The organism is Aeromonas sp. QDB18 (assembly GCF_027705325.1).
GTDB classification, from domain to species: Bacteria; Pseudomonadota; Gammaproteobacteria; order Enterobacterales; family Aeromonadaceae; genus Aeromonas; species Aeromonas caviae.
Map to the genome: position 1 here is coordinate 1 of NZ_JAPDBQ010000041.1, position 21,278 is coordinate 21,278.

Annotated in this window: 20 protein-coding genes and 2 pseudogenes; 13 read left to right on the forward strand and 9 right to left on the reverse strand. The window is 59.5% G+C overall.

Translation table 11 applies throughout. The features are described 5' to 3' along the window. Window positions 1-301 (reverse strand): annotated as a pseudogene (locus OKC30_RS08645) (IS4 family transposase); the annotation flags it as partial. 97 nt (window positions 302-398) lie between these two features. After that, window positions 399-773 (reverse strand): annotated as a pseudogene (locus OKC30_RS08650) (4Fe-4S dicluster domain-containing protein); the annotation flags it as partial. Between the two features lie 137 nt (window positions 774-910). Here OKC30_RS08650 and OKC30_RS08655 point away from each other — a divergent pair. Both OKC30_RS08655 and rmuC read left to right on the forward strand, forming a co-directional pair. Then, window positions 911-1,126: a hypothetical protein gene (locus OKC30_RS08655; RefSeq protein WP_010672501.1), complete on the forward strand. Its 216-nt coding sequence runs from the start codon at window positions 911-913 to the stop codon at window positions 1,124-1,126. Further along, complete coding sequence (gene rmuC / locus OKC30_RS08660) at window positions 1,123-2,454, forward strand: DNA recombination protein RmuC (RefSeq protein WP_160837014.1); 1,332 nt, start codon at window positions 1,123-1,125, stop codon at window positions 2,452-2,454. The genes OKC30_RS08655 and rmuC overlap by 4 nt, the downstream gene beginning before the upstream one ends. Before the next feature lie 82 nt (window positions 2,455-2,536). Here the strand turns inward: rmuC and OKC30_RS08665 are convergent, their stop codons facing one another. The 5 genes from OKC30_RS08665 to def form a co-directional block, all read right to left on the reverse strand. Then, window positions 2,537-3,979, reverse strand: a complete 1,443-nt coding sequence (locus tag OKC30_RS08665; protein ID WP_160837012.1) for a TrkH family potassium uptake protein — start codon at window positions 3,977-3,979, stop codon at window positions 2,537-2,539. A gap of 93 nt (window positions 3,980-4,072) precedes the next feature. After that, window positions 4,073-5,449 carry a Trk system potassium transporter TrkA gene (gene trkA, locus OKC30_RS08670; RefSeq protein WP_010672504.1) on the reverse strand — a complete coding sequence of 459 codons (1,377 nt, stop codon included), beginning with the start codon at window positions 5,447-5,449 and terminating at the stop codon, window positions 4,073-4,075. 74 nt (window positions 5,450-5,523) lie between these two features. After that, on the reverse strand, window positions 5,524-6,816 hold the full coding sequence (gene rsmB / locus OKC30_RS08675) for a 16S rRNA (cytosine(967)-C(5))-methyltransferase RsmB (RefSeq protein ID WP_010672505.1): 1,293 nt from the start codon (window positions 6,814-6,816) through the stop codon (window positions 5,524-5,526). Window positions 6,817-6,876: 60 nt separating this feature from the next. Then, entirely contained in the window at window positions 6,877-7,821 is a 945-nt protein-coding gene (gene fmt / locus OKC30_RS08680) for a methionyl-tRNA formyltransferase (RefSeq protein WP_160837010.1), read from the reverse strand. A gap of 12 nt (window positions 7,822-7,833) precedes the next feature. After that, window positions 7,834-8,346, reverse strand: a complete 513-nt coding sequence (gene def, locus OKC30_RS08685; RefSeq protein ID WP_010672507.1) for a peptide deformylase — start codon at window positions 8,344-8,346, stop codon at window positions 7,834-7,836. A 108-nt stretch (window positions 8,347-8,454) separates the two neighbouring features. Here def and OKC30_RS08690 point away from each other — a divergent pair, with 108 nt between their 5' ends. The 7 genes from OKC30_RS08690 to aroE all read left to right on the forward strand — a co-directional run bounded on the left by OKC30_RS08690 (window position 8,455) and on the right by aroE (window position 14,511). Further along, window positions 8,455-9,543, forward strand: coding sequence for a LysM peptidoglycan-binding domain-containing protein (locus OKC30_RS08690; RefSeq protein WP_041214093.1), 1,089 nt, complete (start codon window positions 8,455-8,457; stop codon window positions 9,541-9,543). Window position 9,544: 1 nt separating this feature from the next. Beyond that, window positions 9,545-10,660: a DNA-processing protein DprA gene (dprA, locus tag OKC30_RS08695; RefSeq protein ID WP_069652934.1), complete on the forward strand. Its 1,116-nt coding sequence runs from the start codon at window positions 9,545-9,547 to the stop codon at window positions 10,658-10,660. Continuing rightward, the gene (locus OKC30_RS08700) at window positions 10,653-11,126 is read left to right on the forward strand and encodes a DUF494 family protein (protein ID WP_010672510.1); all 474 of its coding nucleotides are present in this window, start codon (window positions 10,653-10,655) and stop codon (window positions 11,124-11,126) included. Before dprA ends, OKC30_RS08700 begins: the two co-directional genes overlap by 8 nt. Window positions 11,127-11,181: 55 nt before the next feature. Further along, window positions 11,182-11,739 carry a DNA topoisomerase family protein gene (locus tag OKC30_RS08705; RefSeq protein ID WP_042015238.1) on the forward strand — a complete coding sequence of 186 codons (558 nt, stop codon included), beginning with the start codon at window positions 11,182-11,184 and terminating at the stop codon, window positions 11,737-11,739. A gap of 278 nt (window positions 11,740-12,017) precedes the next feature. Continuing rightward, window positions 12,018-12,578, forward strand: a complete 561-nt coding sequence (locus tag OKC30_RS08710; RefSeq protein WP_160837008.1) for a Sua5/YciO/YrdC/YwlC family protein — start codon at window positions 12,018-12,020, stop codon at window positions 12,576-12,578. Between the two features lie 100 nt (window positions 12,579-12,678). Continuing rightward, window positions 12,679-13,587 (forward strand): oxygen-dependent coproporphyrinogen oxidase, encoded by a 909-nt coding sequence (hemF, locus tag OKC30_RS08715; protein WP_103244068.1) that lies wholly within the window; start codon window positions 12,679-12,681, stop codon window positions 13,585-13,587. Between the two features lie 102 nt (window positions 13,588-13,689). After that, complete coding sequence (aroE, locus tag OKC30_RS08720; RefSeq protein WP_041214090.1) at window positions 13,690-14,511, forward strand: shikimate dehydrogenase; 822 nt, start codon at window positions 13,690-13,692, stop codon at window positions 14,509-14,511. Between the two features lie 980 nt (window positions 14,512-15,491). Here the strand turns inward: aroE and yihA are convergent. Continuing rightward, on the reverse strand, window positions 15,492-16,145 hold the full coding sequence (gene yihA, locus OKC30_RS08725; RefSeq protein ID WP_119197051.1) for a ribosome biogenesis GTP-binding protein YihA/YsxC: 654 nt from the start codon (window positions 16,143-16,145) through the stop codon (window positions 15,492-15,494). 143 nt (window positions 16,146-16,288) lie between these two features. Here yihA and OKC30_RS08730 point away from each other — a divergent pair, with 143 nt between their 5' ends. The 4 genes from OKC30_RS08730 (at window position 16,289) to hemN (ending at window position 20,142) form a co-directional block, all read left to right on the forward strand. Next, entirely contained in the window at window positions 16,289-16,906 is a 618-nt protein-coding gene (locus OKC30_RS08730; protein ID WP_160837004.1) for a c-type cytochrome, read from the forward strand. A gap of 800 nt (window positions 16,907-17,706) precedes the next feature. Then, entirely contained in the window at window positions 17,707-18,288 is a 582-nt protein-coding gene (gene yihI, locus OKC30_RS08735) for a Der GTPase-activating protein YihI (RefSeq protein WP_039039515.1), read from the forward strand. An 11-nt stretch (window positions 18,289-18,299) separates the two neighbouring features. Next, window positions 18,300-18,740 carry a DUF2489 domain-containing protein gene (locus OKC30_RS08740; RefSeq protein WP_160837034.1) on the forward strand — a complete coding sequence of 147 codons (441 nt, stop codon included), beginning with the start codon at window positions 18,300-18,302 and terminating at the stop codon, window positions 18,738-18,740. A gap of 28 nt (window positions 18,741-18,768) precedes the next feature. After that, on the forward strand, window positions 18,769-20,142 hold the full coding sequence (gene hemN, locus OKC30_RS08745) for an oxygen-independent coproporphyrinogen III oxidase (protein ID WP_080767919.1): 1,374 nt from the start codon (window positions 18,769-18,771) through the stop codon (window positions 20,140-20,142). A gap of 68 nt (window positions 20,143-20,210) precedes the next feature. Here hemN and add read toward each other — a convergent pair whose 3' ends face one another. Continuing rightward, entirely contained in the window at window positions 20,211-21,212 is a 1,002-nt protein-coding gene (gene add, locus OKC30_RS08750) for an adenosine deaminase (protein ID WP_160837002.1), read from the reverse strand. Window positions 21,213-21,278 lie beyond the last annotated feature (66 nt).

Consider the following 21,278-nt stretch of genomic DNA (forward strand, 5'->3'; position numbering starts at 1 on the left):
CGATAGCCCGTTCAACCAGCGCCTTCATGAACAGGGCGAACGACGCTTTGCGCAACTGGTTGTGAAAGGGCTTGTAGGAAACCTGATGGGCATCAACCAGTTGCAAGGCATTGAAATGATGGTGCAATCCAGCGATACCATCGACCTGGTCGCAGCCAAGTGCCCGCAAGAGTGCAGTCACCAGCATGGCAGGCGTAATGGCTCGTTTGCGCAAGCAAAATTGGCAGTCACGGGCAATGCGGTCGAGTTCGGCAGGAGAGAGAAGTTGCTCAAGATAGTGGTTGGCATCGATAATGGTCATGGCTTCGTGCGTGGCGGTTTTGTTTGGCGATAAAATCAGATCACAATCGAAGCCATTTTTATATCTATTTCAATTGGTTGCTGCTAAAGATCCTGTACATGAGGCAGTAGTAGCCCTGACGGGCCTGGCAGCTCGCCTCTATCCTGACCCGGGTCTGCACCTGACGGCCGAGGCAGAGATCCAGTGCGCCCGTGGGGCAGGCTCTGGCGCAGCTGCCGCAATAGCTGCACTGGCCACAGGCGAGATCCAGCACTGGGGTACCGGCGATGGGGCTGCCGTCATATTCGGGGCGATCGGCGGGCTTGATGAGGCCGTTGGGACACGCCTTGAAGCAGTCGCCACAACGGGTGCAGAGGGTGAGGAACTGGGACTCGTCGATGGCCCAGGGCGGGCGTGCCTCATGGCAGACCACCTCGGGTCTGCGGGGGCTCCCCCATGCGTGTGCCAGCCAGCGACAGAAAAAATGCGTCATGCCCACCTCTATACCTATTAGGGGTTAATTTTATCCAGTTTTGGGCCGGCAAGCCAGAGAATAGCGGCGGGCAGGATCGCAAGCCGGGTTGCCCTTGTGTAAGCTAGGCGGGTCTTTTTGCGGGATTGAATGAACTCATGTGGCTATTTCTGTGGCGTGCTTCTCTGCTCTATGTCTTCCCCCTGCTGATGTGGGCCTACTGCCATCTCAAGGGTATCGAGTTCAGTGAACTGGATACCGGGGTCAACAGCCACAAGTGGGTGGTGCTGGCGGCCTACCTGCTCTATGTGCTGATCTGGTTGCTGCTCAACCGCTATCTCGAACTCTTCCTGCGCCAGCGGGGGCGCCGATGACCCCGCTGCTGACCTGGTGGCCTGCCATGCTGGCTGGCGGGCTGGCACTGCTGTTTGGCTGGTGGTGGGGGCGGCGCAGCGGCCGTGAAGAGGCGCTGCTGCTGGAGGAGCGTTATCAGGGGTTGCAGGATCGCTGGGACGCGCTGCAGGACGAGAAGATGCTGGCTCAGCAGAAGCTGGATCAGCAGCAGACCCTATTGCTCAAGCTCACCGCCCGTCTCAAGGAAGCCGAGGCGACCCTGCGCAGCGAACGCATCGCCAGCGCCGAGAAGCTGCAACTGCAACAAGAGGCTGAACAGCGCCTCAGCCAACAGTTCGAGAACCTCGCCAATCGTATCTTTGAACAAAATGCCGGCAACTTCCGCGAACTGAATCAGAACAGCATGGATCTCCTGCTGACTCCACTCAAGGAGCAGTTGGAGGGCTTTCGCCGCCAGGTGGGAGAGACCCACGCCCAGGAGACGGCCCAACGCCACAACCTCAAGTTCGAGCTGGAGCGCCTTGCCGAGCTCAACGCCCGCATGACCGAAGAGGCGGCGGCGCTGACCCGGGCCCTCAAGGGCGACAGCAAGCAGCAGGGCAACTGGGGGGAGGTGGTGCTGGCGCGGATCCTCTCCGAGTGCGGCCTGCGCGAGGGGCATGAGTACCACACCCAGGTCAACATCGAGGTGGACAAGGGCAAGCGCTACCAGCCCGACGTCATCGTCCACCTGCCCCAGGAAAAGGACATCATCATCGACGCCAAGGTGTCGCTGACCGCCTATGAGCGCTGGTACAACGCCGCTGACGATCTGGAGAAGGCGGTGGCGCTCAAGGAGCACGTCGCCTCGGTGCGCAACCATATCCGCGAGCTGGGCCGCAAGGATTACCAGCAGTTGCCCGGGGTGCGCACCCTGGACTATGTGCTGATGTTCGTGGCGGTAGAGCCTGCCTTCCTCGCTGCCCTGGAAGCAGACCCTTCCCTGGTGCGCTACGGGCTGGAACACAACATCCTGCTGGTGAGCCCCACCAACCTGATGGTGGCCCTGCGCACCATAGAGAACCTGTGGCGCTACGAGCGGCAGAACCAGAACTCGCGCCAGATAGCGGAGCGGGCCGGCCGCCTCTACGAGAAGCTGCGGCTGTTCGTGGAGGAGATGCAGCAGATGGGGGGCAGCCTGCACAAGGCGCAGGAGAGCTACGACAAGGCGATGGGGCGGCTGGTCAACGGTCGTGGCAACCTGATCGCCCAGGCCGAGCGCTTTCGCGAGCTGGGGGTCGAGGTGACCAAGCCCTTGCCGGACGCGCTGGTGGACCGGGCGCTGGAGCGAGAGGAGTCGGCGGACTGAGGGGAGTCGTCATTCGCCGGGACAACGAAAAGGGCAGCCATTGGCTGCCCTTTTCGTTTCATGCAACAGCCTGGACGGCTGCTTATTGCTTCCAGAAGGAGGGGAAGAAGAGCACAGCCACCGTCAGGATCTCGAGGCGTCCCAGCAGCATGCCGAACGACAGTATCCACTTGGCCGCATCCGGCAGACTGGCGAAGTTGGTGCTGGGACCGATGACAGGCCCCATGCCCGGGCCCACGTTGGCGACGGCGGTGATGGAGCCCGAGATGGCGGTCAGGGGGTCCAGCCCGATGGCGGCGAGCAGGGCGGCGATCAGCAGGATGATGGCGAAGTAGCCCAGCACGAAGGAGATCAGGGAGCGGATGATGGCGTCGTTGACCGGACGGCCGTTGTACTTCTGGGGAAACACGGCGGAGGGGTGCATCAGCTGGCGCATCTGTTTCTTGAACAGGGCGAAGGCCACCTGGACCCGAAAGATCTTGAGCCCGCCCGAGGTGGAGCCGGAGCAGGCGCCGAGTGCCAGCAGGATGATGAAGATAATGGTGGTGAGCGGGCCCCAGGTGCCGAAGTCGCCGAGTCCGAAACCCGTGGTGGTGAGCACGGAGACGATATTGAAGCTGCTGATGCGCAAGGCATCCATGAAGCCGTAGATGTCTCTCACCCAGAGGTAGAAGGTGACGACCAGGGTCACCCAGACGATCAGCCAGAAGAAGCCCTGCACCTGGGCATCCTTGAACAGGCTGTTGTCACGGCGGGAGAGAGCCTGCACATAGAGCAGGAAGGGCAGGCCACCGAGGAACATGAAGAGGGTGCCTATCCAGTGCGCCGCGTGGGAGAAGTGGGACATGGATTGGTCCGAGGTGGAGTAGCCGCCGGTGCTGAGGGTCGTCATGGCGTGGTTGACCGCTTCGAACAGGTTCATGCCACTCACCCAGTAGGCGAGGAAGCAGAGCATGGAGAGTACCAGATAGACCAGCACTATGTTGTTGGCCACCGTTTTGGCGCGGGGGGCGCTCTTGTCGGACCAATCCGAGCTCTCGGTCTGGAACAGCTTCATGCCACCGACGTTGAGGTAGGGCAGCACCGCCACCGCCATCACGATGAAGCCGACCCCGCCCAGCCACTGCAGGATGGATCGCCACAGCAGGATGCTGTGGGCCATGCCGTCCAGCCCCGACAGCACGGTGGATCCCGTGGTGGTGACCCCCGACATGGTCTCGAAGTAGGCGTCGGCAAAGTCGATATGGGTGATGAAGACGAAGGGCAGGGCCCCGAAGACGCAGGCGACCACCCAGACCGAGGTGGTGAGCAGGAACATCTCCCGCACGCCGAGGTGAAACTCTGCCTTGCGACCGTAATGGAGGCAGAGCAGGGCGGCACCGTGGGTGATCAAGACCGACTTGAGAAATTCGACGAAACCTTCCGAACCGGTCAGCAGGGCCAGCAGGGTGGGCAGCCACATGAAGAGCGCCAGCTTGGAGAGTACCAGCCCGAGCGTGAAGACGATGGGATGCAGCTTGATCATGCAAGATAACCTGGTCGTTGATTGAAAAAAGACCCGGACCTTTCCTGAGAAAAGGGGCCGGGTCCGGATACCGTTGCCAGAGACATGGCCGGCTTACAGGAAGAAGGGACTGGGCTGGAACAGACGCTCCACTTCCGGGATGTACTTCTTGTCCACCAGGAACATCACCACGTGGTCATCCTGCTGTATCTGGGTGCGATCGTGGGCGATCAGCACCTCATCACCGCGCACCACTGCGCCTATGGTGGTGCCCGGGGGCAGCTTCAGCTCGCCCACCGTCTTGCCCACCACCTTGGAGGTGTTCTCGTCCCCGTGGGCGATCGCCTCGATGGCTTCGGCCGCCCCGCGGCGCAGGCTGTAGACGTTGGCGATGTCGGCACGGCGCACATGGGTCAGCAGGGCAGAGATGGTGGCCTGCTGGGGGGAAATGGCGATGTCGATGGAGCCGCCCTGTACCAGGTCCACGTAGGCGCCGCGCTGGATCAGCACCATGGTCTTCTTGGCCCCCATCTTCTTGGCGAGCAGGGCCGACATGATGTTGGCCTCATCCTCGTTGGTCACCGCGATGAAGACGTCGATCTGGTCGATGTGCTCCTCCGCCAGCAGCTCCTGATCCGCCGCATCGCCGCAGAAGACGATGGTGTGTTCCAGGTGTTCGGAGAGCTGCTCCGCCCGCTTCTGGTTGCGCTCGATGAGCTTGACGCTGTAGCGCTTCTCGAGCTGGCGGGCTAGGCCGGCGCCGATGTTGCCGCCGCCGACGATCATGATGCGCCGGTAGGGGCTCTCGAGGCGTTGCAGTTCCGACATCACGGCGCGGATATGGCCCGCTGCGGCCACAAAGAACACCTCGTCATCGGCTTCGATGATGGTGGTGCCCTGGGGGCGGATGGAGCGCCCCTGGCGGAAGATGGCGGCGACCCGAGTTTCGATGTTGGGCATGTGTTCCCGCAGGGTGGAGAGCGCATTGCCCACCAAGGGGCCGCCGTAATAGGCCTTGACCGCCACCAGGCCCACCTTGCCGTCGGCAAAATCCACCACCTGCAACGCCCCCGGATACTCGATCAGGCGACGCACGTAGTCGGTCACCAGCTGCTCGGGGGCGATCAGGTGGTCCACGGGGACGGATTCGGGCAGGAACAGGCGATCCCGCTCCACCAGATAGGCGGGGGAGCGAATGCGCGCCACCTTGTTCGGGGTGTTGAACAGGGAGTAGGCGACCTGGCAGGCGACCATGTTGGTCTCGTCGCTGTTGGTGACGGCGACCAGCATGTCGGCATCCTGGGCGCCGGCTTCGCGCAGCACCCTGGGATGGGCGCCGTGGCCGTTCACCACCCGCAGGTCGAATTTGTCCTGCAGTTCGCGCAGGCGCTCGCTGTCGGTGTCGACGATGGTGATGTCGTTGTTCTCGCCGGCGAGATTTTCGGCCAGGGTGCCACCCACCTGACCTGCGCCCAGAATGATGATTTTCATAAGGCCATCTTACTCAAGGTTGTTGCTTCGTAATGAGGCGGCCCGTCACCGGGCCTGCCATCCGCCGGTTCGGCCTACAGCTTGATGAGCTTGGCATAGTAGAAGCCGTCCATCTCCGCTTCGCCGGGCAGGAACTGGCGACCCGGACAGGCCGGGGTGTCTTCTGCATGCAACGGCACCAGGCGGGCATCCGGGGTATCGGCCAGGAAGGCGCGGATTTGCTCCCGGTTCTCTTCCGGCAACACGGAGCAGGTGGCGTAGAGCAGGGTGCCGCCCTGCTTCAGCTTGCCCCAGAGGGCATCGAGAATGCGGCGTTGCAGCTCGGCCAGCTCGCGGATGTCCTGATCCCGGCGCAACCACTTGATGTCGGGGTGACGACGGATGACGCCGGTGGCGGAGCAGGGGGCATCCAGCAGGATGCGGTCGAACTGCCCCTGTGGCCACCACAGATCCGGCGTGCTGGCATCACCGTGGATCACTTGGGCCTGAAGGCCGATGCGATCCAGGTTCTCCTGCACCCGCTTGAGGCGGTTGTCGTCGGCGTCGACGGCAACCACGCCGGCAAGGGCTGGCTGGCGCTCCAGCAAATGTGCGGTTTTGCCGCCGGGGGCGGCGCAGGCGTCCAGCACCCACTCGCCCGGCTGGGGATCGAGCAGGGCGGCGGCCTGCTGGGCGGCACCGTCCTGCACCGAGCAGTCACCCTGCTCGAAGCCGGGCAGCTTGGTCACGTCGCAGGGGCGCTCCAGCAGGATGCAATCTTCCCCTTCCACACCGGCCATCGCCGGGATGCCCGCCTCGCTCATGCGGGCCAGCATGGCCTCGCGGCTCTGGCGCTGGCTGTTGTTGCGGATCCACATGGGCGGGCGCTGGTTGTTGGCCTCCATGATGAACTCCCAGTCATCGGGATAGGCCTGACGCAGGCGCTTGGTGAGCCATTCGGGATGGCCGAGGCGGACGCTGGGGACGCGGTCGATGCGCAGCAGGATCACTTCGGCGCTGCGCTGGAAGTTGCGCAGTACGCCGTTGATGAGGCCGCGCAGGGAAGAACCCTTGAGCAGCTTGACGGCGTTGACGGTCTCGGCCACGGCGGCGTGAGCCGGAATGCGGGTATAGATGAGCTGGTAGAGGCCGACCAGGATGAGGTAGTGGAAGATGCGGCTCTTGTTCTTGAGCGGCTTGTCCATCATCTCGCTGACCGCCGCATCGAGGCGGGGCAGCCAGCGCAGGGTGCCGTAGCAGAGTTCTTGCAGGAGGGCGCGATCGCGAGGGGCGACCTTCTCCTGGGCAGCAGGCAGAACGGCGGAGAGAGATTGGCCCTGATCCAGCACCTGTTGAATGACGAGAGCAGCCTGTGCGCGTGTTTTCATAGCGTTACCTTAGATGCACAAGTCGGGGCCAGGGCCCCGCTTGTGTCAATTCAATCCAGATCAAATCAGTTGCGTGCCAGGTTCAAACCAGTCGCGGCGAGAGTTGAGCAGATCCGAAACGGACATGGCCTTCTTGCCGGGAGGTTGCAGGGTCAGCAGGCGCAGCACGCCCTGACCGGTGGCAACCTCGATCCCCTGCTTGTCGGCCTTGAGCAGGGTGCCGGCTGCCTGGCCGTGCGCCTGGGGAAGGACTTCGGCCTGCCACACCTTGACGGTCTGTCCGGCGACGTCGAACCAGCTGATGGGCCAGGGGTTGAAGGCACGGATGCAGCGCTCGATGGCAACGGCGTCCATCGACCAGTCGATGCGGGCCTCTTCCTTGGAGAGCTTCTCGGCGTAGTTGGCCAGCGCATCGTCCTGGGGCTCGGCGGCGGTGTCGCCGGCAGCCATGGCGTCCAGGGTATCGACCAGTGCCTGCGGGCCCAGACCGGCCAGCTTGTCATAGAGGCTGGCAGAGGTCTCATCACTGGCGATGGGGCAGGTTACCTTGCGGATCATGGCGCCGGTGTCCAGCCCCACGTCCATCTGCATGATGGTGACGCCGGTTTCGGCATCCCCCGCCCAGATGGAGCGTTGAATCGGGGCGGCACCGCGCCAGCGCGGCAGCAGGGATCCGTGCACGTTGATGCAACCCAGACGCGGCGTATCGAGCACCGCCTTGGGGAGGATGAGGCCATAAGCCACGACGACCATCAGATCGGCACCCAGAGCGGCCAGTTCGGCCTGCGCCGCTTCATTGCGCAGGGAGGCAGGTTGATAGACCGGCAGATCGTGGGCCAGCGCCAGCTCCTTGACCGGGCTGGCAGTGAGCTTCTGGCCGCGACCGGCGGGCTTGTCCGGCTGGGTATAAACGGCGACGACCTCGTGGCCGGAAGACAACAACGCCGCCAGATGACGGGCGGCGAAGTCGGGGGTACCGGCAAAAATCAGTTTCAGCTTGTTCAATGGAGCGGATCCTCAGAGGACTTTGCGATCTTCACGGGCCATCTTTTCCAGCTTCTGACGAATGCGCTGGCGCTTGAGCGGGGACAAGTAATCCACAAACAGCTTGCCGACCAGATGATCCATCTCATGTTGTATGCAGATGGCGAGCAGATCGTCCGCTTCCAGCTCGAAGGTGTTGCCGTGGCGATCTTGCGCCCTGACCTTGACCCACTCGGCGCGCGGAACCAGAGCACGGTTGCCGGGCACGGAGAGGCAGCCCTCTTCGATGCCGGTGCTGCCGGACTGCTCCAGGATCTCCGGATTGATCAACACCAGCTGTTCTTCGCGGTTCTCGGAGACATCGATGACGATGATGCGCTGATGAATGTCGACCTGGGTCGCGGCCAGGCCGATGCCTTCCTCCGCGTACATGGTTTCGAACATATCATCTACAATGTGTTGTAACTCGGGTGTAAAGGCTTCGACAGGGGCCGCGACTGTGCGCAGACGCTCATCGGGGAAACGCAATACATCTAGAATGGCCATAATTTTTTCTTTAGTTTCATATAAACGCAGTCAATATTGACGTAATTCTAGTCATTTACGCCGACAAAAAACAGCAACACTTTGCGTGCAGAAGTAACAGGGAGTGTTATGTATCTGAAGCAAATCGTCGTCGCCTGCCTGGCGACAGCCCTGGCCGGTGGCGCCATGGCACAGCAGTTGACGCTCAAATCCGGTTACCCCGAGACTTATGTGGTGCAAAAAGGGGACACCCTCTGGGACATCTCGGGCCAGTATCTGGCCGAACCCTGGCTCTGGCCACGCCTCTGGAACATCAATCCGCAGATCGCCAATCCCCACTGGATCTATCCCGGTGACGTGCTGCACCTGAGCTGGGTCAATGGTGAGCCTCGGCTCGGCAAAGCCAGTCAGGGTGGCAAGCAGGTCATCCGTCTCTCGCCCAAGAACCGCTATGAAAACAAGGCCAATCCCATACCGACCCTGCCTCTGAGCGAGATAGCGCCCTTCCTGCAGACCGACCACATTCTGGCCAACAGCCAGCAGAGCAAGGACCTGCCCTATGTGCTCGGCAACAATGACAAGCATGTCGGGATGCTGGAGGGCGACATTCTCTATGTGAAAGGAGCCCTGAACCCGGGCCAGAGTTATGGCCTCTATCGCCCGGGGGTGGCATACAAGGACAAGCATACCGGCGAGTCGCTCGGTCAGGAGGCAATTTTTGTCGGCACGGTGCGGGCAGAGGAGTACCTTGCCCACGACACCACCAAAGTGACGCTGACCCATAACCGGCGTGAGGTGTATCAGGGCGACAAGGTGATGCCGCTGCCGTCGCAGGAGAGCATCTCTGCCGTGTTCATGCCAAAGGCGGCACCTTCCATTTCCCCCGGCTATGTGATCGAGCTGCCGAGCAAGGTACATGGTGGGGGCAAGTTTGATGTGGTACTCATCAACAAGGGGGAGCGTGATCAGGTGGCCCCGGGCGATGTGCTCGAGATCCTGCGCCCGGGAGCCGAGATGGTGGACAAGAATGGCAAGGTGTCATACCGGGAATATTCATCCGTCTATGACAAGGCGTTCTATTCTGCCGGCAAGTCATCGCTGCCTGCCGAGGCCGTTGCCAGAGTCATGCTGTTCAAGGTCTACGACAAATTGAGTTACGGTCTTATCCTGCAGAGTCAGGATCTGGTCGGCTCTGGTTATCAGGTCAGTAATTTCTGACGTGTCCTTGCCACTGGAGCGGTTGTCGCTATGGCTGACGCTGGATGCCGTTACAGGCATAGGCCCGGTCACCGCCGCTCGCCTGTTGGCGCATGTGGGTGGTGACATCACAACTCTGTTTGACTCAGACGATGGCGCCCTGCGAGCTCTTGGTCTGCAGAGTGCCCAGATTCAGCAGATGAGATGGCCTCTTCCTGTCGTGGAGCAGGGATTGAGCTGGGCCGCCGAGCCCGGCAATCACCTCCTCTGTCCCGATGACCCCGCATATCCTGCCCTGCTCAAAGAGATCCCCGGCGCCCCGCTCTTGCTCTACTGCCGCGGGAACGTCTCATCCCTCTCCCTTCCACAGTTGGCGATGGTGGGTACCCGCCACCCCACCTATGCCGGCAAAGACAATGCGACACGTTTGTGTGCCGAGTTGGTGGGCTGTGGTCTGGCGATCACCTCCGGCCTCGCGTTGGGCATCGATGGCGTTTGCCATCAGCAGGCGCTGGCATCGGGCGGAATCACCCTGGCGGTGCTCGGGTCCGGTCTGGATTGTCTCTACCCCAAGCGTCATCAGGGGTTGGCGATGCAGATCCTCGAGCAGGAAGGTCTGCTTGTTTCCGAGTTGGCGCCCCAGCAAGGCCCCCTGGCTGAACACTTCCCTCGCCGCAACCGTATCATCAGTGGCCTGTCGCTGGGGACACTGGTGGTGGAAGCGGCAGAACAGAGTGGTTCGCTCATCACGGCCCGTTATGCGCTGGAGCAGGGCCGCGAGGTCTTTGCCGTTCCCGGCGCTCCGCAAAATGCACAGGCAGCAGGGTGCAACCGTCTGCTTCAACAGGGTGCCAAGCTGGTCTTGAATGCCGCCGATATCCTGGAAGAGTTTCCAAGGCTGGTCTTGCCCCCTGGACCCGCCAACGGTTCTTCCGAGGCGCAGCATAATAGCGAATTGCCTTATGCCGATTTGTTGGATAACGTAGATTATGAGACCACGAGCGTGGATACCGTTGCCGAACGGGCCCGGCTTCCTGTCGATATCGTACTGGGCAGGTTGGTAGAGCTGGAGCTGGTTGGTGCAGTGATGGCGGTAGCCGGTGGATACGTCAGAGCGAGGAGGGCGAATCATGTTTGATGTATTGATGTACCTTTTCGAGACCTACATCCACAGCGATGCAGATGTGATGGTCGAGCAGGATGAACTCACCGACGAACTGAGCCGGGCCGGTTTCGACAAGGACGAGATCGAGAAAGCGCTCAACTGGCTGGAGCGACTGGCCAACCTGCACGACAGCGAGCGGGAAGTCTATGTCACCGCAAGCCAGCAGGGCTCTATGCGGATCTATGCGCCGCAGGAGCTTGTTCGCCTCAGTACTGAATGTCGCGGTTTCCTGCTGTTCCTGGAGCAGGCGCAAGTGCTGAATGCCGAAACCCGTGAAATCTGCATCGAACGGTTGCTCGAGCTGGACAAGCCGGACATCGAGCTGGACGATCTGAAGTGGGTCGTCATGATGGTGCTGTTCAATGTGCCAGGCAGCGAAAACGCCTACCAGCAGATGGAAGAGCTGGTGTTTGACGAGTCGGACGGCGTCATCCACTGACAGCCCGGTGCCGCGCTGGTAGAATTCAGGCCATCTGGATTTCAAGGCGCGGCCCATGTCAAAGATCGATCACCACCTCTTCTCTGCCCACGAACATGCCTTCGAGCGCGAGCCGTGCCCGCAGTGTGGTGCTGAACTGGTGATCCGCCAGGGCAAGCACGGTCCCTTCCTTGGTTGTTCAGCCTATCCCGCTTGCGATTACATTCGCTCCCTCACGCCCTCTGGCCGCGACATAGAGAAAGTGCTCGAGGGGTCGTCCTGTCCGGATTGTGGCCATCCACTGGCCATCAAGAAGGGTCGTTACGGTCTGTTTGTGGGATGTACCCAGTACCCGGCCTGTCAGCATATCGAATCCCTTCAGGAGAGTGACGATACCCAAATCCTCTGCCCGGAGTGTGGCAAAGGTCATCTGGTGAGCCGCACGTCCCGTTATGGCAAACAGTTCTACTCGTGTGACGCCTATCCTCACTGCAAGTATGTGGTGAATGACAAGCCGGTTCCCATGCCCTGTCCCGAGTGTGGCTGGGGCATCATGATCGAGAAGAAGGTGCGGGGAAACCTGCGCTGGGTCTGCCCGCAAAAGAAATGCTCCCACCAGATTGAGCGGGTATAATCTCGCCGCCCATGATCAGGCAGGCGGATTGCTGGTCAGCGTGAGGTTGTGAGCCGATGCACATCGCCCAACTTGCCCTGATCCTGACCTGATCGCCATCTCAAGCTCCCTGCGGTTGCTCGGTTCACTGATGCACTCAAGCGTCTGAACCGAAATGCATGACTGAAGAGGAGCAGGGATATAGCCCATATCGCAGCAGTGATGGCCCCGATGCCGTCATGTCGGTTCAACATACAATCCAGTGATGAGAGGCGGCAGCGTGGCTGTCGCATGTGCTTATGCCAAATGAATTTGAACAAGCGGTTGCCGCCCTTCAAGGAGAAGGGGTTATCGCCTATGCCACCGAAGCCGTGTTTGGTCTGGGGTGTGATCCTGATTCCGAAGCCGCCGTGCAGCGGCTGCTGGCCATCAAGCAGCGGCCGGTGGAGAAGGGATTGATCCTGATCGCGGCAGATCTGGCGCAATTGCAGGACTACATCGACCTGAGCCAGCTCAGCGATGAGCAGCTTGCTCGCGTGCAGGCGAGCTGGCCTGGTCCCTTCACCTGGATCATGCCCGCTCGCGCGACGACGCCGTCCTGGTTGACCGGTCAGTTCGAGACCCTGGCGGTGCGGGTCACAGGCCATCCCCAGGTGCAAGGGCTTTGCCGGGCATTTGGCAAACCGCTGGTGTCCACCAGTGCCAATCTAACCGGTGATGAACCCGCTCGTCGGGTGGCTGATATTGGCGATCTGCTGGCAAGCCAGCTGGCTTACATTCTGCCCGGCGAAGTCGGGGGGCAAGCTAACCCGTCCGAAATCAAGGACGCCCGCACCGGGGCCATTATTCGCCCATCCTGAGTTGGGCACGGCCCTGTTTCATGCAGGTTGTGCGATGAGGTCATGACAATACGAGAAGTGCAGGCAGTGCATGCATGATGCCTGTCTGACAGGAGATAAAATGAGCAAACCGGATGTGGCCCAGGTAAAAGCCTTCCTGCTGCAATTGCAGGATGATATCTGCCGTGGCCTGGAGCAGGCCGATGGATGCGGGCGCTTTGTGGAAGATGCCTGGAGTCGCGAAGGTGGTGGTGGCGGTAGAACACGGGTGCTGCGCCAGGGGGCGGTGATCGAGCAAGGTGGGGTCAACTTCTCCCATGTCTATGGCGATGCCATGCCGGCATCCGCGACCGCACATCGTCCCGAACTGGCTGGCCGCAGGTTTGAGGCCATGGGGGTGTCGCTGGTGATCCACCCGCATAATCCCTATGTACCGACCAGCCATGCGAATGTGCGGTTCTTCATCGCCGAGAAAGAGGGGGAGGAGCCGATCTGGTGGTTTGGTGGCGGCTTCGACCTGACGCCCTTCTATCCGTTCGAAGAGGACGTGAGGCATTGGCACCAGGTCTCCCATGAGCTCTGTCAGCCGTTCGGCACCGACATTTATCCCGAGTTCAAATCCTGGTGCGATCGTTACTTCTTCCTCAAGCATCGGGGCGAGACGCGCGGGGTGGGTGGTCTTTTCTTCGATGACCTGAACCGCTGGCCCTTTGCCGACTGCTTTGCCTTCATGCGTGCAGTGGGTGAGGGTTACCTGGCGGCCTACTTGCCGATTGTCGAGCGACGCAAGGAGCTTGCTTATGGGGAGCGGGAACGGGCGTTCCAGCTTTATCGCCGTGGCCGCTACGTGGAGTTCAATCTGGTCTACGACCGCGGGACCCTGTTCGGACTGCAGACGGGGGGGCGCACCGAATCCATCCTGATGTCGATGCCGCCGCTGGCGCGCTGGGAGTACGACTGGCAGCCGGAGGCTGGCAGCCCGGAGGCATTGCTCTATAGCGACTACCTCAAACCGCGCGAGTGGTTGTGACCAGAGGGGCCATGATGGCCTCTTCTCATTGCCGATATTCGGCTTGTTCCTTCATGAGAAAACCCGTTAAATCGGGATATTGCTCTCAAAAGGAACGCCTTGATGGATCGTTATCTGGTTTTTGGCCACCCCGTGCGCCACAGCAAATCTCCCTTCATTCATACCCTTTTTGCCAGGCAGACCCAGCAAGAGCTGGAGTATGGTCTGGCAGAACCTGCTGTCGATGAGTTTGCCAGCGCTCTGAACCACTTCTTCGCCGAAGGAGGGAAGGGGTGCAACGTGACCGTGCCTTTCAAGGAGCAAGCCTTCGTGCTGGTGGAGCGGCTGAGCCCCAGGGCCAAGCGGGCGGGAGCGGTCAACACCATCAAACTGACTGATGATGGTGTGCTGCTGGGTGACAATACCGACGGCGCCGGGCTGGTCGCCGATCTCAAGGCTCACGGAGTGAACCTTGCCGGTAGCAGGATCCTGCTTCTGGGGGCCGGTGGCGCAGCTCGTGGTGCCCTGGCCCCCCTGCTGGCGGAAGCGCCGGGCGAGATCGTCGTGGTCAACCGTACCCATGCCAAGGCGGAACAGCTGGCTGTGGAGTTCAGGGATCTGGGCAGCATCACTGCTCAATCCTATGAACAGCTGGTGGGGCCGTTCGATCTCATCATCAATTCCACCTCAGCGAGTCTGCAAGGAGAGTTGCCACCTTTGGCGCCAACCCTCATCCACCCGGACATCGCGATCTACGACATGATGTATGGCGCAACGGACACAGCCTTCATCGGCTGGGCCAAACAACATGGCGCGCGCCATACCATGGATGGATTGGGCATGCTGGTCGAGCAGGCTGCTGAGGCCTTTACCGTATGGCGAGGGATCCGGCCCGGCACCAAGCAGGTATTGAGAGAGTTACAGCGCAATCTGGGCGTCGTGTGAACCAGCTTGCGCGTTCTATTGGGCTGTCGGCAGGTCTGATGTAGAGATTCTGCATCTCTGGATAAGGGCTCCCTCGTGATGCGGCACGGCACGTGTGATGTGAAACGGTCGTTCTGCGGTGGGTGTGTGGCAGAACAGGTGCCATTTTTATAAAACCATTGCATAACAATAAGTTACTTTTACTTTGCCGTCACTCGCAGAATTTTTTTGAGTTTTTTCTCAAAGCAGCGGAACTTCTGTAACGGACTGCTGACTAACTGGATAGTTGAGGAAGTGCTAGCTAGTCACCTTTATAACTCCCCGGTATTCGTACTGGGGATTTTTTTATCTGCATGAAAATTATGAATATTTTTTTTCTTCCCTATCTTTGAAACTAAATTACATAAATTACTTTCACTTTCTGCTGCTTTGCTGTACAGTTGTCGGCGTAGGGTACAGAGGTAAGATGTTCTATCTTTCAGACCTTTTATTTCACGTAATTGAATGTGGCTGAATAGCAGCCCCGATGAGTCATCGTCGGGGCGTTTTTTTATGAGTAACATTTAGAGTAAATGCTTTAATTGTTGCCGTTCTTTGTTAGAATGAAGGCGTTTCTTGAGGAAAACCAATCGTCTTTGTTCTCGAGAACTCGCTTTTTCCCAAATTTTTGAACTCTTTTCTTCAGGCCGGTTTGCAATGGCAAGACCGGCCTCATTTTTATCCCTATATTGGCTCATCGTGTAATTAAATTTCAGTTTCGTTTGTTACAGCCTTCAATTTTGATTTTTTACTCGATATCCATGAAAACGGTATCATGTTGATGATTAGTTAATTCTTTTCGCGTCGAAATAGGCTATCAGTATGATTTAAATATATTTTTTGAGGTTATTCTTCAGAGATGGCGAAGGCGGGGAGGAAGGGCTCGGAGATGGGGGGATCATGAAAGCCTTTCAATCAGCGGAGGTCCAACTCCGCCAATTGCAGCCAGGGAGAGGAGTCGTTTACTCCTCGTTCTGATGATCTTCGTCGTCTGCCTGGGCGTTGTCTGCTTCGGATAGATACCAGCCGCTTAGGGTCTGGGCCAGCTTCTCGACGCCGATATTGGTCAGAGAAGAGAATGCTTCAACCTGGATCTGCGGGCCCAGTTCTGCCACCGCCTGACGAACCTTGATCACCTGGTTGTTGCGGGGCCCCGGGCTTAACTTGTCCGCCTTGGTCAGTAACAGCATCACCGGCAGTTTACGGTGTGAACTCCATTCCAGCATGTTCATGTCGGTTTCCTTGAGCGGATGGCGGATGTCCATCAGGATCACCAGCCCTTTCAGGGACTCCCGTCGCTGCAGGTATTCAGCCAGTGACTTTTGCCACTTGAGCTTCATTTCCAGCGGAACCTGGGCATATCCATAGCCAGGCAAGTCAACCAGGCGTTTGCCCGGCTCCAGCTCAAACAGGTTGATCAGCTGAGTACGGCCAGGGGTCTTACTGGTACGCGCCAGGTTCTTGTGTTTGGTCAAGGTATTCAATGCAGACGATTTGCCAGCGTTGGAACGACCGGCAAACGCAATCTCGACACCCCCATCATTTGGCAGGTGGCGGATGTCGGGTGCGCTGGTCACAAAATGCACCTTATTGAAATTCAGAGTTTGTGTATCCAACGTAAATTCCCCATAGAGATAGAGGGTTATAGAGTTACTTTTTTGTGAAATAGTGTAAAATGGCGTCGCTTGAACGCGTTTATTTTAACATGCCTTCAGCGGCATGGGATCTGGAAGCCTAATAACGAGAAAGTTGGAACGCCATGAAGAACCTAGTCATTACACTTGCTCTGATGGTTGGCGTAACTGGGATGGCACAAGCCAAGGGCGATGCCGCTGCGGGACAAACCAAGGCTGCCGTCTGTGCGGCCTGTCATGGACCGGACGGCAACAGCCCAGTCGACATGTATCCCAAGATTGCTGGTCAGCACGCATCATATATCAAAAAACAATTAGTTGAACTGAAGGCTGCAGCTTCTGGCCAAACTGGTCGGGTTGCGCCCGTCATGGGACCCATGGCGTTGCCGTTGTCCGAGCAGGATATGGACGATCTTGCCGCCTATTTCTCCAGCCAGAAGGTGACGCCGGTTGCCGTGCCCGATGATGTGGTTGCCGCAGGCAAGGCGCTTTATATGGGGGGAGACATGGAGCGAGGCCTGGCCGCCTGTACCGCCTGTCATGGCCCACGGGGTTCCGGCGTCGAGCAAGCGAAGTATCCCAGCCTGTCAGGGCAGCATCCCGCCTATATCAAGGCCCAGCTCACCGCTTTTCGTTCGGCGGCCCGCGACAACGATCCCAATGGCATGATGCGGGATGTGGCCAAGAAGCTGACGGATCAGGACATCGAGGCGCTCTCCAAGTATGTGGCGGGGCTTCACTGATATAGCCTGTTAGTTATCTTGTTGAAAAGAACAGGGAACCATTGTGTTCCCTGTTCTTTTTTGAGGTTGTAGCGATCGCCCGTAAACAGCCTGCTTTGCTGTAAGAGATCTTCTATATACGGGGCTGGTCGTGTCTGAAAGATTGCTCACGTATATTTTTTTATGTTTTATTTTTCAATGAATTAAGAAATAGAACATCACTTTGTACCAGTTCGAAATGTGCTTTGGTTGATTGAGTCATCCGGCGAAGAAGTTACAGTAGGCAATCAGGATTGGCCGGAGAGAGGGTGCAAGACCCGTCTTCGGTTTGACAGGATGTCGGCTCGGAGCATGCGATGAGCAATAGATGCAAAAAGCCAGGATGGTGACCGCCAGGGATGAACGGGGCTGCGGGAGGCAACCACCCCGATGGGAGGCAGGATGTCGCCGGTTTGGGTTAGACAAACAAACACACGCACACTCAGGACTGGTCAATAAGGATCAGGATGATCCAACGAAATGATGCGCCGTGGTTCGCCCAGGGATAAGGCGATTGGCTACCAGGGAATGGAACTCGCATGATGGAAAAAGGCAGCTTCGGCTGCCTTTTTTCTATTGGGTCATTAACCCGCCAAGACATTCTGTGTCAAAATACCAGCAACATGCCCAGAGGATGCCGATCCTGCGGTGTTCAGCGGCCCAAAGTGGTCGAATTGGTGCGGGATCCCACTCTTGTTCCATATTTACTGTTCCCCGCTTCAGCATCCTCCCCGGACGGCACGCTCCGGGGGTTTCCATTCAGTTATTTGTCGGAGTCATTCATGTCGGCCAAACAACCCAACCGCAAGCCTACCGGCAAGCGCAAAGAATCAGATGCCAGTGCCCAGGAAGGTCGTGAGCGCAAGCGCGCCGCCAAGCGCAAGGGCCTGAAGGCGGGCTCCCGCCAACAGGTCGAGCAGGCGGGCAAAAAGAGCGGCTCCAAGCAGGCCAAGGATCCACGCATCGGCTCTCGCAAGCCCATCGCGCTGATTGCCGACGAGAAGGGCAGCAAGCCGGTGGCGACCAAGCCTGCGAAAGAGAAGCGGGTGGTGATGACCCCCGAGCAGGAGCTGGCGTCCATCGAGAATGATGATCGCCTCAATGCCTTGCTGGATCGTCTGGATGCCGGTGAAACCCTGGAGGCCGCAGAGCAGGCATGGGTCGATCAGCGGGTTGACCGTTATCAGGAGCTGATGGACGAGCTCGGTATCATCGACAACGACGATGACGAAGATGGCGACATGGATTTTGATGATGCCGATTTTGACGAGCCGAGTCAGCCTGCCTCCGAAGAGGAGCTGTGGGAGCGTTTCTCTCAGGCGGACTACCAGCCTGAAGCCAAACCCGAGCCGAAGAAAAAGTGATGAGTGGATGGATGCTGGCCGCCCTGTTGGGTGGCCTGATTTTGCTGGGGCTTGCCGTCTATGCCGGCACCCTGATGGCGCGCCTCAAACGCCAGCAAGAGATGCAGCAGCACGCCATTGCGGCCCGCAACGAGCGGATCCTGGAGAGTGTCAGGGTGATCGCCCACGCGGTACGAGATGGTCAGTGCGACTACTCAGAAGGCGCCATCCGGCTGACCAATCTGCTGGATGCCTTGCAAATAAAGGGGGGCCGCGCCTTTGCCACCGAGTTCCCGGGGCTCTACGGCCTCTATGAGAAGGTGAAGGAAATGCCGACCCATGAGGCGAGGCGGGCACTCAAGCGCAATGAAGTGATGAAGATGGATCTCGAACGCAGCGGCTACGAGGCCGAGCTGGAGACGCAGATCCTTGAGGATGTCGCCAGACTGAAGGATTTTCAGTTAAGCCGGTGAGCCCATGACAAAGACAGAGGAAGCAAGCGTGCAAGCAGAACAGATTGTGTGGGATCAGGCCCTGATCGAAAAATACAACTACAGTGGTCCGCGTTACACCTCCTATCCCACTGCGCTGGAGTTCAACGAGGGGTTCGGCTATCCGGACTTTGTCCAGGCAGCGGGCCAGTATCCTGCACGCAATCTGTCGCTCTACGTGCATATCCCCTTCTGTCACAAGCTCTGCTACTACTGCGGCTGCAACAAGGTCATTACCCGGCACCAGCACAAGGCAGATCAATACCTCGACTACCTCGAACAGGAGATCAAGGCCCAGGCCCCCCTGTTCAAGGAGAGACTGGTCACCCAGCTGCACTGGGGTGGCGGCACACCCACCTATCTGAGCGAACCCCAGACTCGTCGCCTGATGGCCATGTTGCGGGAGCACTTCCACTTCGCCGAGGAGGGGGAGATCAGCATCGAGGTGGATCCCCGCGAGATCGAATTGTCCATGCTGGATGTGTTGCGGGAGCTCGGTTTCAACCGCATCAGCCTTGGCGTTCAGGACTTCAACAAGGCGGTCCAGGTCGCGGTCAATCGGGAGCAGGACAACGACTTCATCCGCGCCATGCTGGTTCGTGCCCGCGAGCTGGGGTTCCGCTCCACCAATCTGGATCTCATCTACGGTCTGCCGCACCAGAACCGGGAGAGCTTCCATCACACCCTGGAAGAGGTGCTCAAGACCGACCCGGCCCGCCTCTCCATCTTCAACTATGCCCACCTGCCGAGCCGTTTTGCCGCCCAGCACAAGCTGAAAGAAGCGGACATGCCGGCGCCGCAGGAGAAGCTGGCCATGCTGCAGGACACCATTGCCTTCCTGACCGGCCAGGGTTATCAGTTCATCGGCATGGACCACTTTGCCAAGCCCGATGACGAGCTGGCCGTCGCCCAGCGCGAGGGCAAGCTGCATCGCAACTTCCAGGGCTATACCACCCAAGGGGATTGCGATCTGCTGGGGCTGGGGGTCTCTTCCATCAGCATGATGGGGGATGCCTATTCCCAGAACCAGAAGGATCTCAAAACCTACTACGCCCAGGTCGAGTCACTGGGCCATGCCCAGTGGAAGGGGTGCTCCCTCAATCGGGACGATCTGATCCGCCGTGAGGTGATCAAGCGCCTCATCTGCGATTTTTCCCTGAACTTCGCCGCTGTGGAGCAGGCCCACGGCCTGGTGTTCAAGGAGTATTTTGCCGAGGATCTCAAGCTGTTGCAGACCTTCATCGACGACGGTCTGGTGCGCATGACCGAAGAGGGGCTGGAGGTGGTCTCCACCGGTCAGCTGTTGATCCGCAACATCTGCATGTGCTTCGATGTCTACCTGCGCAGCAAGGCGCGCCAGCAGCAGTTCTCCCGGGTGATCTAGGCCGGGCAATGTCGTGGGACAATAAAAAACCGCCTTTCGGCGGTTTTTTTATTGGGTTTTACCCCTGCTCAACGTTGAGCCGCACGGGCACTCAGCTCGGCCTTCTCGGCTTCGCTCAGGAAGGCCAGGATCAGGCCGTTCTGCTGGGCGGTGCGGATTTCGCTCACCGTCATGCCGGCAGCGGGGGCAGCCACCTCGTATTCGTGAGGCAGGTCGATCCCCTCCACCGCCGGATCGTCGGTATTGAGGCAGGCCAGCACGCCGGCCGCCAGGAACTGGCGGATCGGGTGATCGGCCAGACTCGCCACTGTGGTGGTCTGGAGGTTGGAGGTGAGGCAGGACTCGATGCCGATGCGGTGTTCGGCCAGATAGGCCATCAGGGCCGGATCCTGGATGGCCTTGACGCCGTGGCCGATGCGCTCGGCTCCCAGCTCGCGAATGGCCTGCCACATGCTCTCGGGGCCGGCGGCTTCACCGGCGTGCACGGTGACCCGCATGCCTGCATCCCGCACCCGGCGGAAGTGGTCGGTGAAGAGCTCGCCCGGGAAGCCCAGTTCGTCGCCGGCCAGATCGATGGCAACCAGGCGATCACGATGAGCCAGACAGGCATCCAGCTCCTGCTTGCACTGCTCGGTGCCGAATGTTCGGCTCATGATGCCGATGAGATTGGTCTTGATGCCGAAGTCACGGCTGCCTGCGGCCACGCCGTCGATGATGGCTTCGACTACGCCCTGCGGGTGCAGTTTGTGGGTCATCGCCATGTAGGCCGGGCTGAAGCGCAGCTCGGCATAGTCGATCCCGGCACGCAACAGATCTTCCACGTTTTCGTAGGCGACCCGGCGGCAGGCATCGTAGTCGGCCAGCACGGCCACGCCCCAGTCCAGTTTCTTCAGGAAGGCCACCAGACTCGGCTCGTTCTCGACGATCTGCACGTGTGGGCGCAGGGCCTCCAGTTCATCGGCTGGCAGTCGGATGTTGTGCTGACGTCCCAGCTCGAGAATGGTCTGCGGGCGGATGTTGCCATCCAGATGGCGATGCAGTTCGGTCAGGGGGAGGGATCTGTCAATCATGGGGCACCTTCTGCGAGTCGGGTTGGAAAGCCTGCCATTCTAGGCGGGGCGCCTGAAAAAGATACC

Excerpts from the sequence above, each read along its gene's own strand:
- OKC30_RS08710 (WP_160837008.1), top strand. The coding sequence starts at position 12,018 with ATGCCAAATGAATTTGAACAAGCGGTTGCCGCCCTTCAAGGAGAAGGG.
- OKC30_RS08700 (WP_010672510.1), top strand. The coding sequence starts at position 10,653 with ATGTTTGATGTATTGATGTACCTTTTCGAGACCTACATCCACAGCGAT.
- yihI (WP_039039515.1), top strand. The coding sequence starts at position 17,707 with ATGTCGGCCAAACAACCCAACCGCAAGCCTACCGGCAAGCGCAAAGAA.
- OKC30_RS08740 (WP_160837034.1), top strand. The coding sequence starts at position 18,300 with ATGCTGGCCGCCCTGTTGGGTGGCCTGATTTTGCTGGGGCTTGCCGTC.
- def (WP_010672507.1), bottom strand. The coding sequence starts at position 8,346 with ATGGCCATTCTAGATGTATTGCGTTTCCCCGATGAGCGTCTGCGCACA.
- rmuC (WP_160837014.1), top strand. The coding sequence starts at position 1,123 with ATGACCCCGCTGCTGACCTGGTGGCCTGCCATGCTGGCTGGCGGGCTG.
- rsmB (WP_010672505.1), bottom strand. The coding sequence starts at position 6,816 with ATGAAAACACGCGCACAGGCTGCTCTCGTCATTCAACAGGTGCTGGAT.
- OKC30_RS08705 (WP_042015238.1), top strand. The coding sequence starts at position 11,182 with ATGTCAAAGATCGATCACCACCTCTTCTCTGCCCACGAACATGCCTTC.
- trkA (WP_010672504.1), bottom strand. The coding sequence starts at position 5,449 with ATGAAAATCATCATTCTGGGCGCAGGTCAGGTGGGTGGCACCCTGGCC.
- OKC30_RS08655 (WP_010672501.1), top strand. The coding sequence starts at position 911 with ATGTGGCTATTTCTGTGGCGTGCTTCTCTGCTCTATGTCTTCCCCCTG.
- OKC30_RS08730 (WP_160837004.1), top strand. The coding sequence starts at position 16,289 with ATGAAGAACCTAGTCATTACACTTGCTCTGATGGTTGGCGTAACTGGG.
- hemF (WP_103244068.1), top strand. The coding sequence starts at position 12,679 with ATGAGCAAACCGGATGTGGCCCAGGTAAAAGCCTTCCTGCTGCAATTG.
- add (WP_160837002.1), bottom strand. The coding sequence starts at position 21,212 with ATGATTGACAGATCCCTCCCCCTGACCGAACTGCATCGCCATCTGGAT.
- OKC30_RS08665 (WP_160837012.1), bottom strand. The coding sequence starts at position 3,979 with ATGATCAAGCTGCATCCCATCGTCTTCACGCTCGGGCTGGTACTCTCC.
- aroE (WP_041214090.1), top strand. The coding sequence starts at position 13,690 with ATGGATCGTTATCTGGTTTTTGGCCACCCCGTGCGCCACAGCAAATCT.
- OKC30_RS08690 (WP_041214093.1), top strand. The coding sequence starts at position 8,455 with ATGTATCTGAAGCAAATCGTCGTCGCCTGCCTGGCGACAGCCCTGGCC.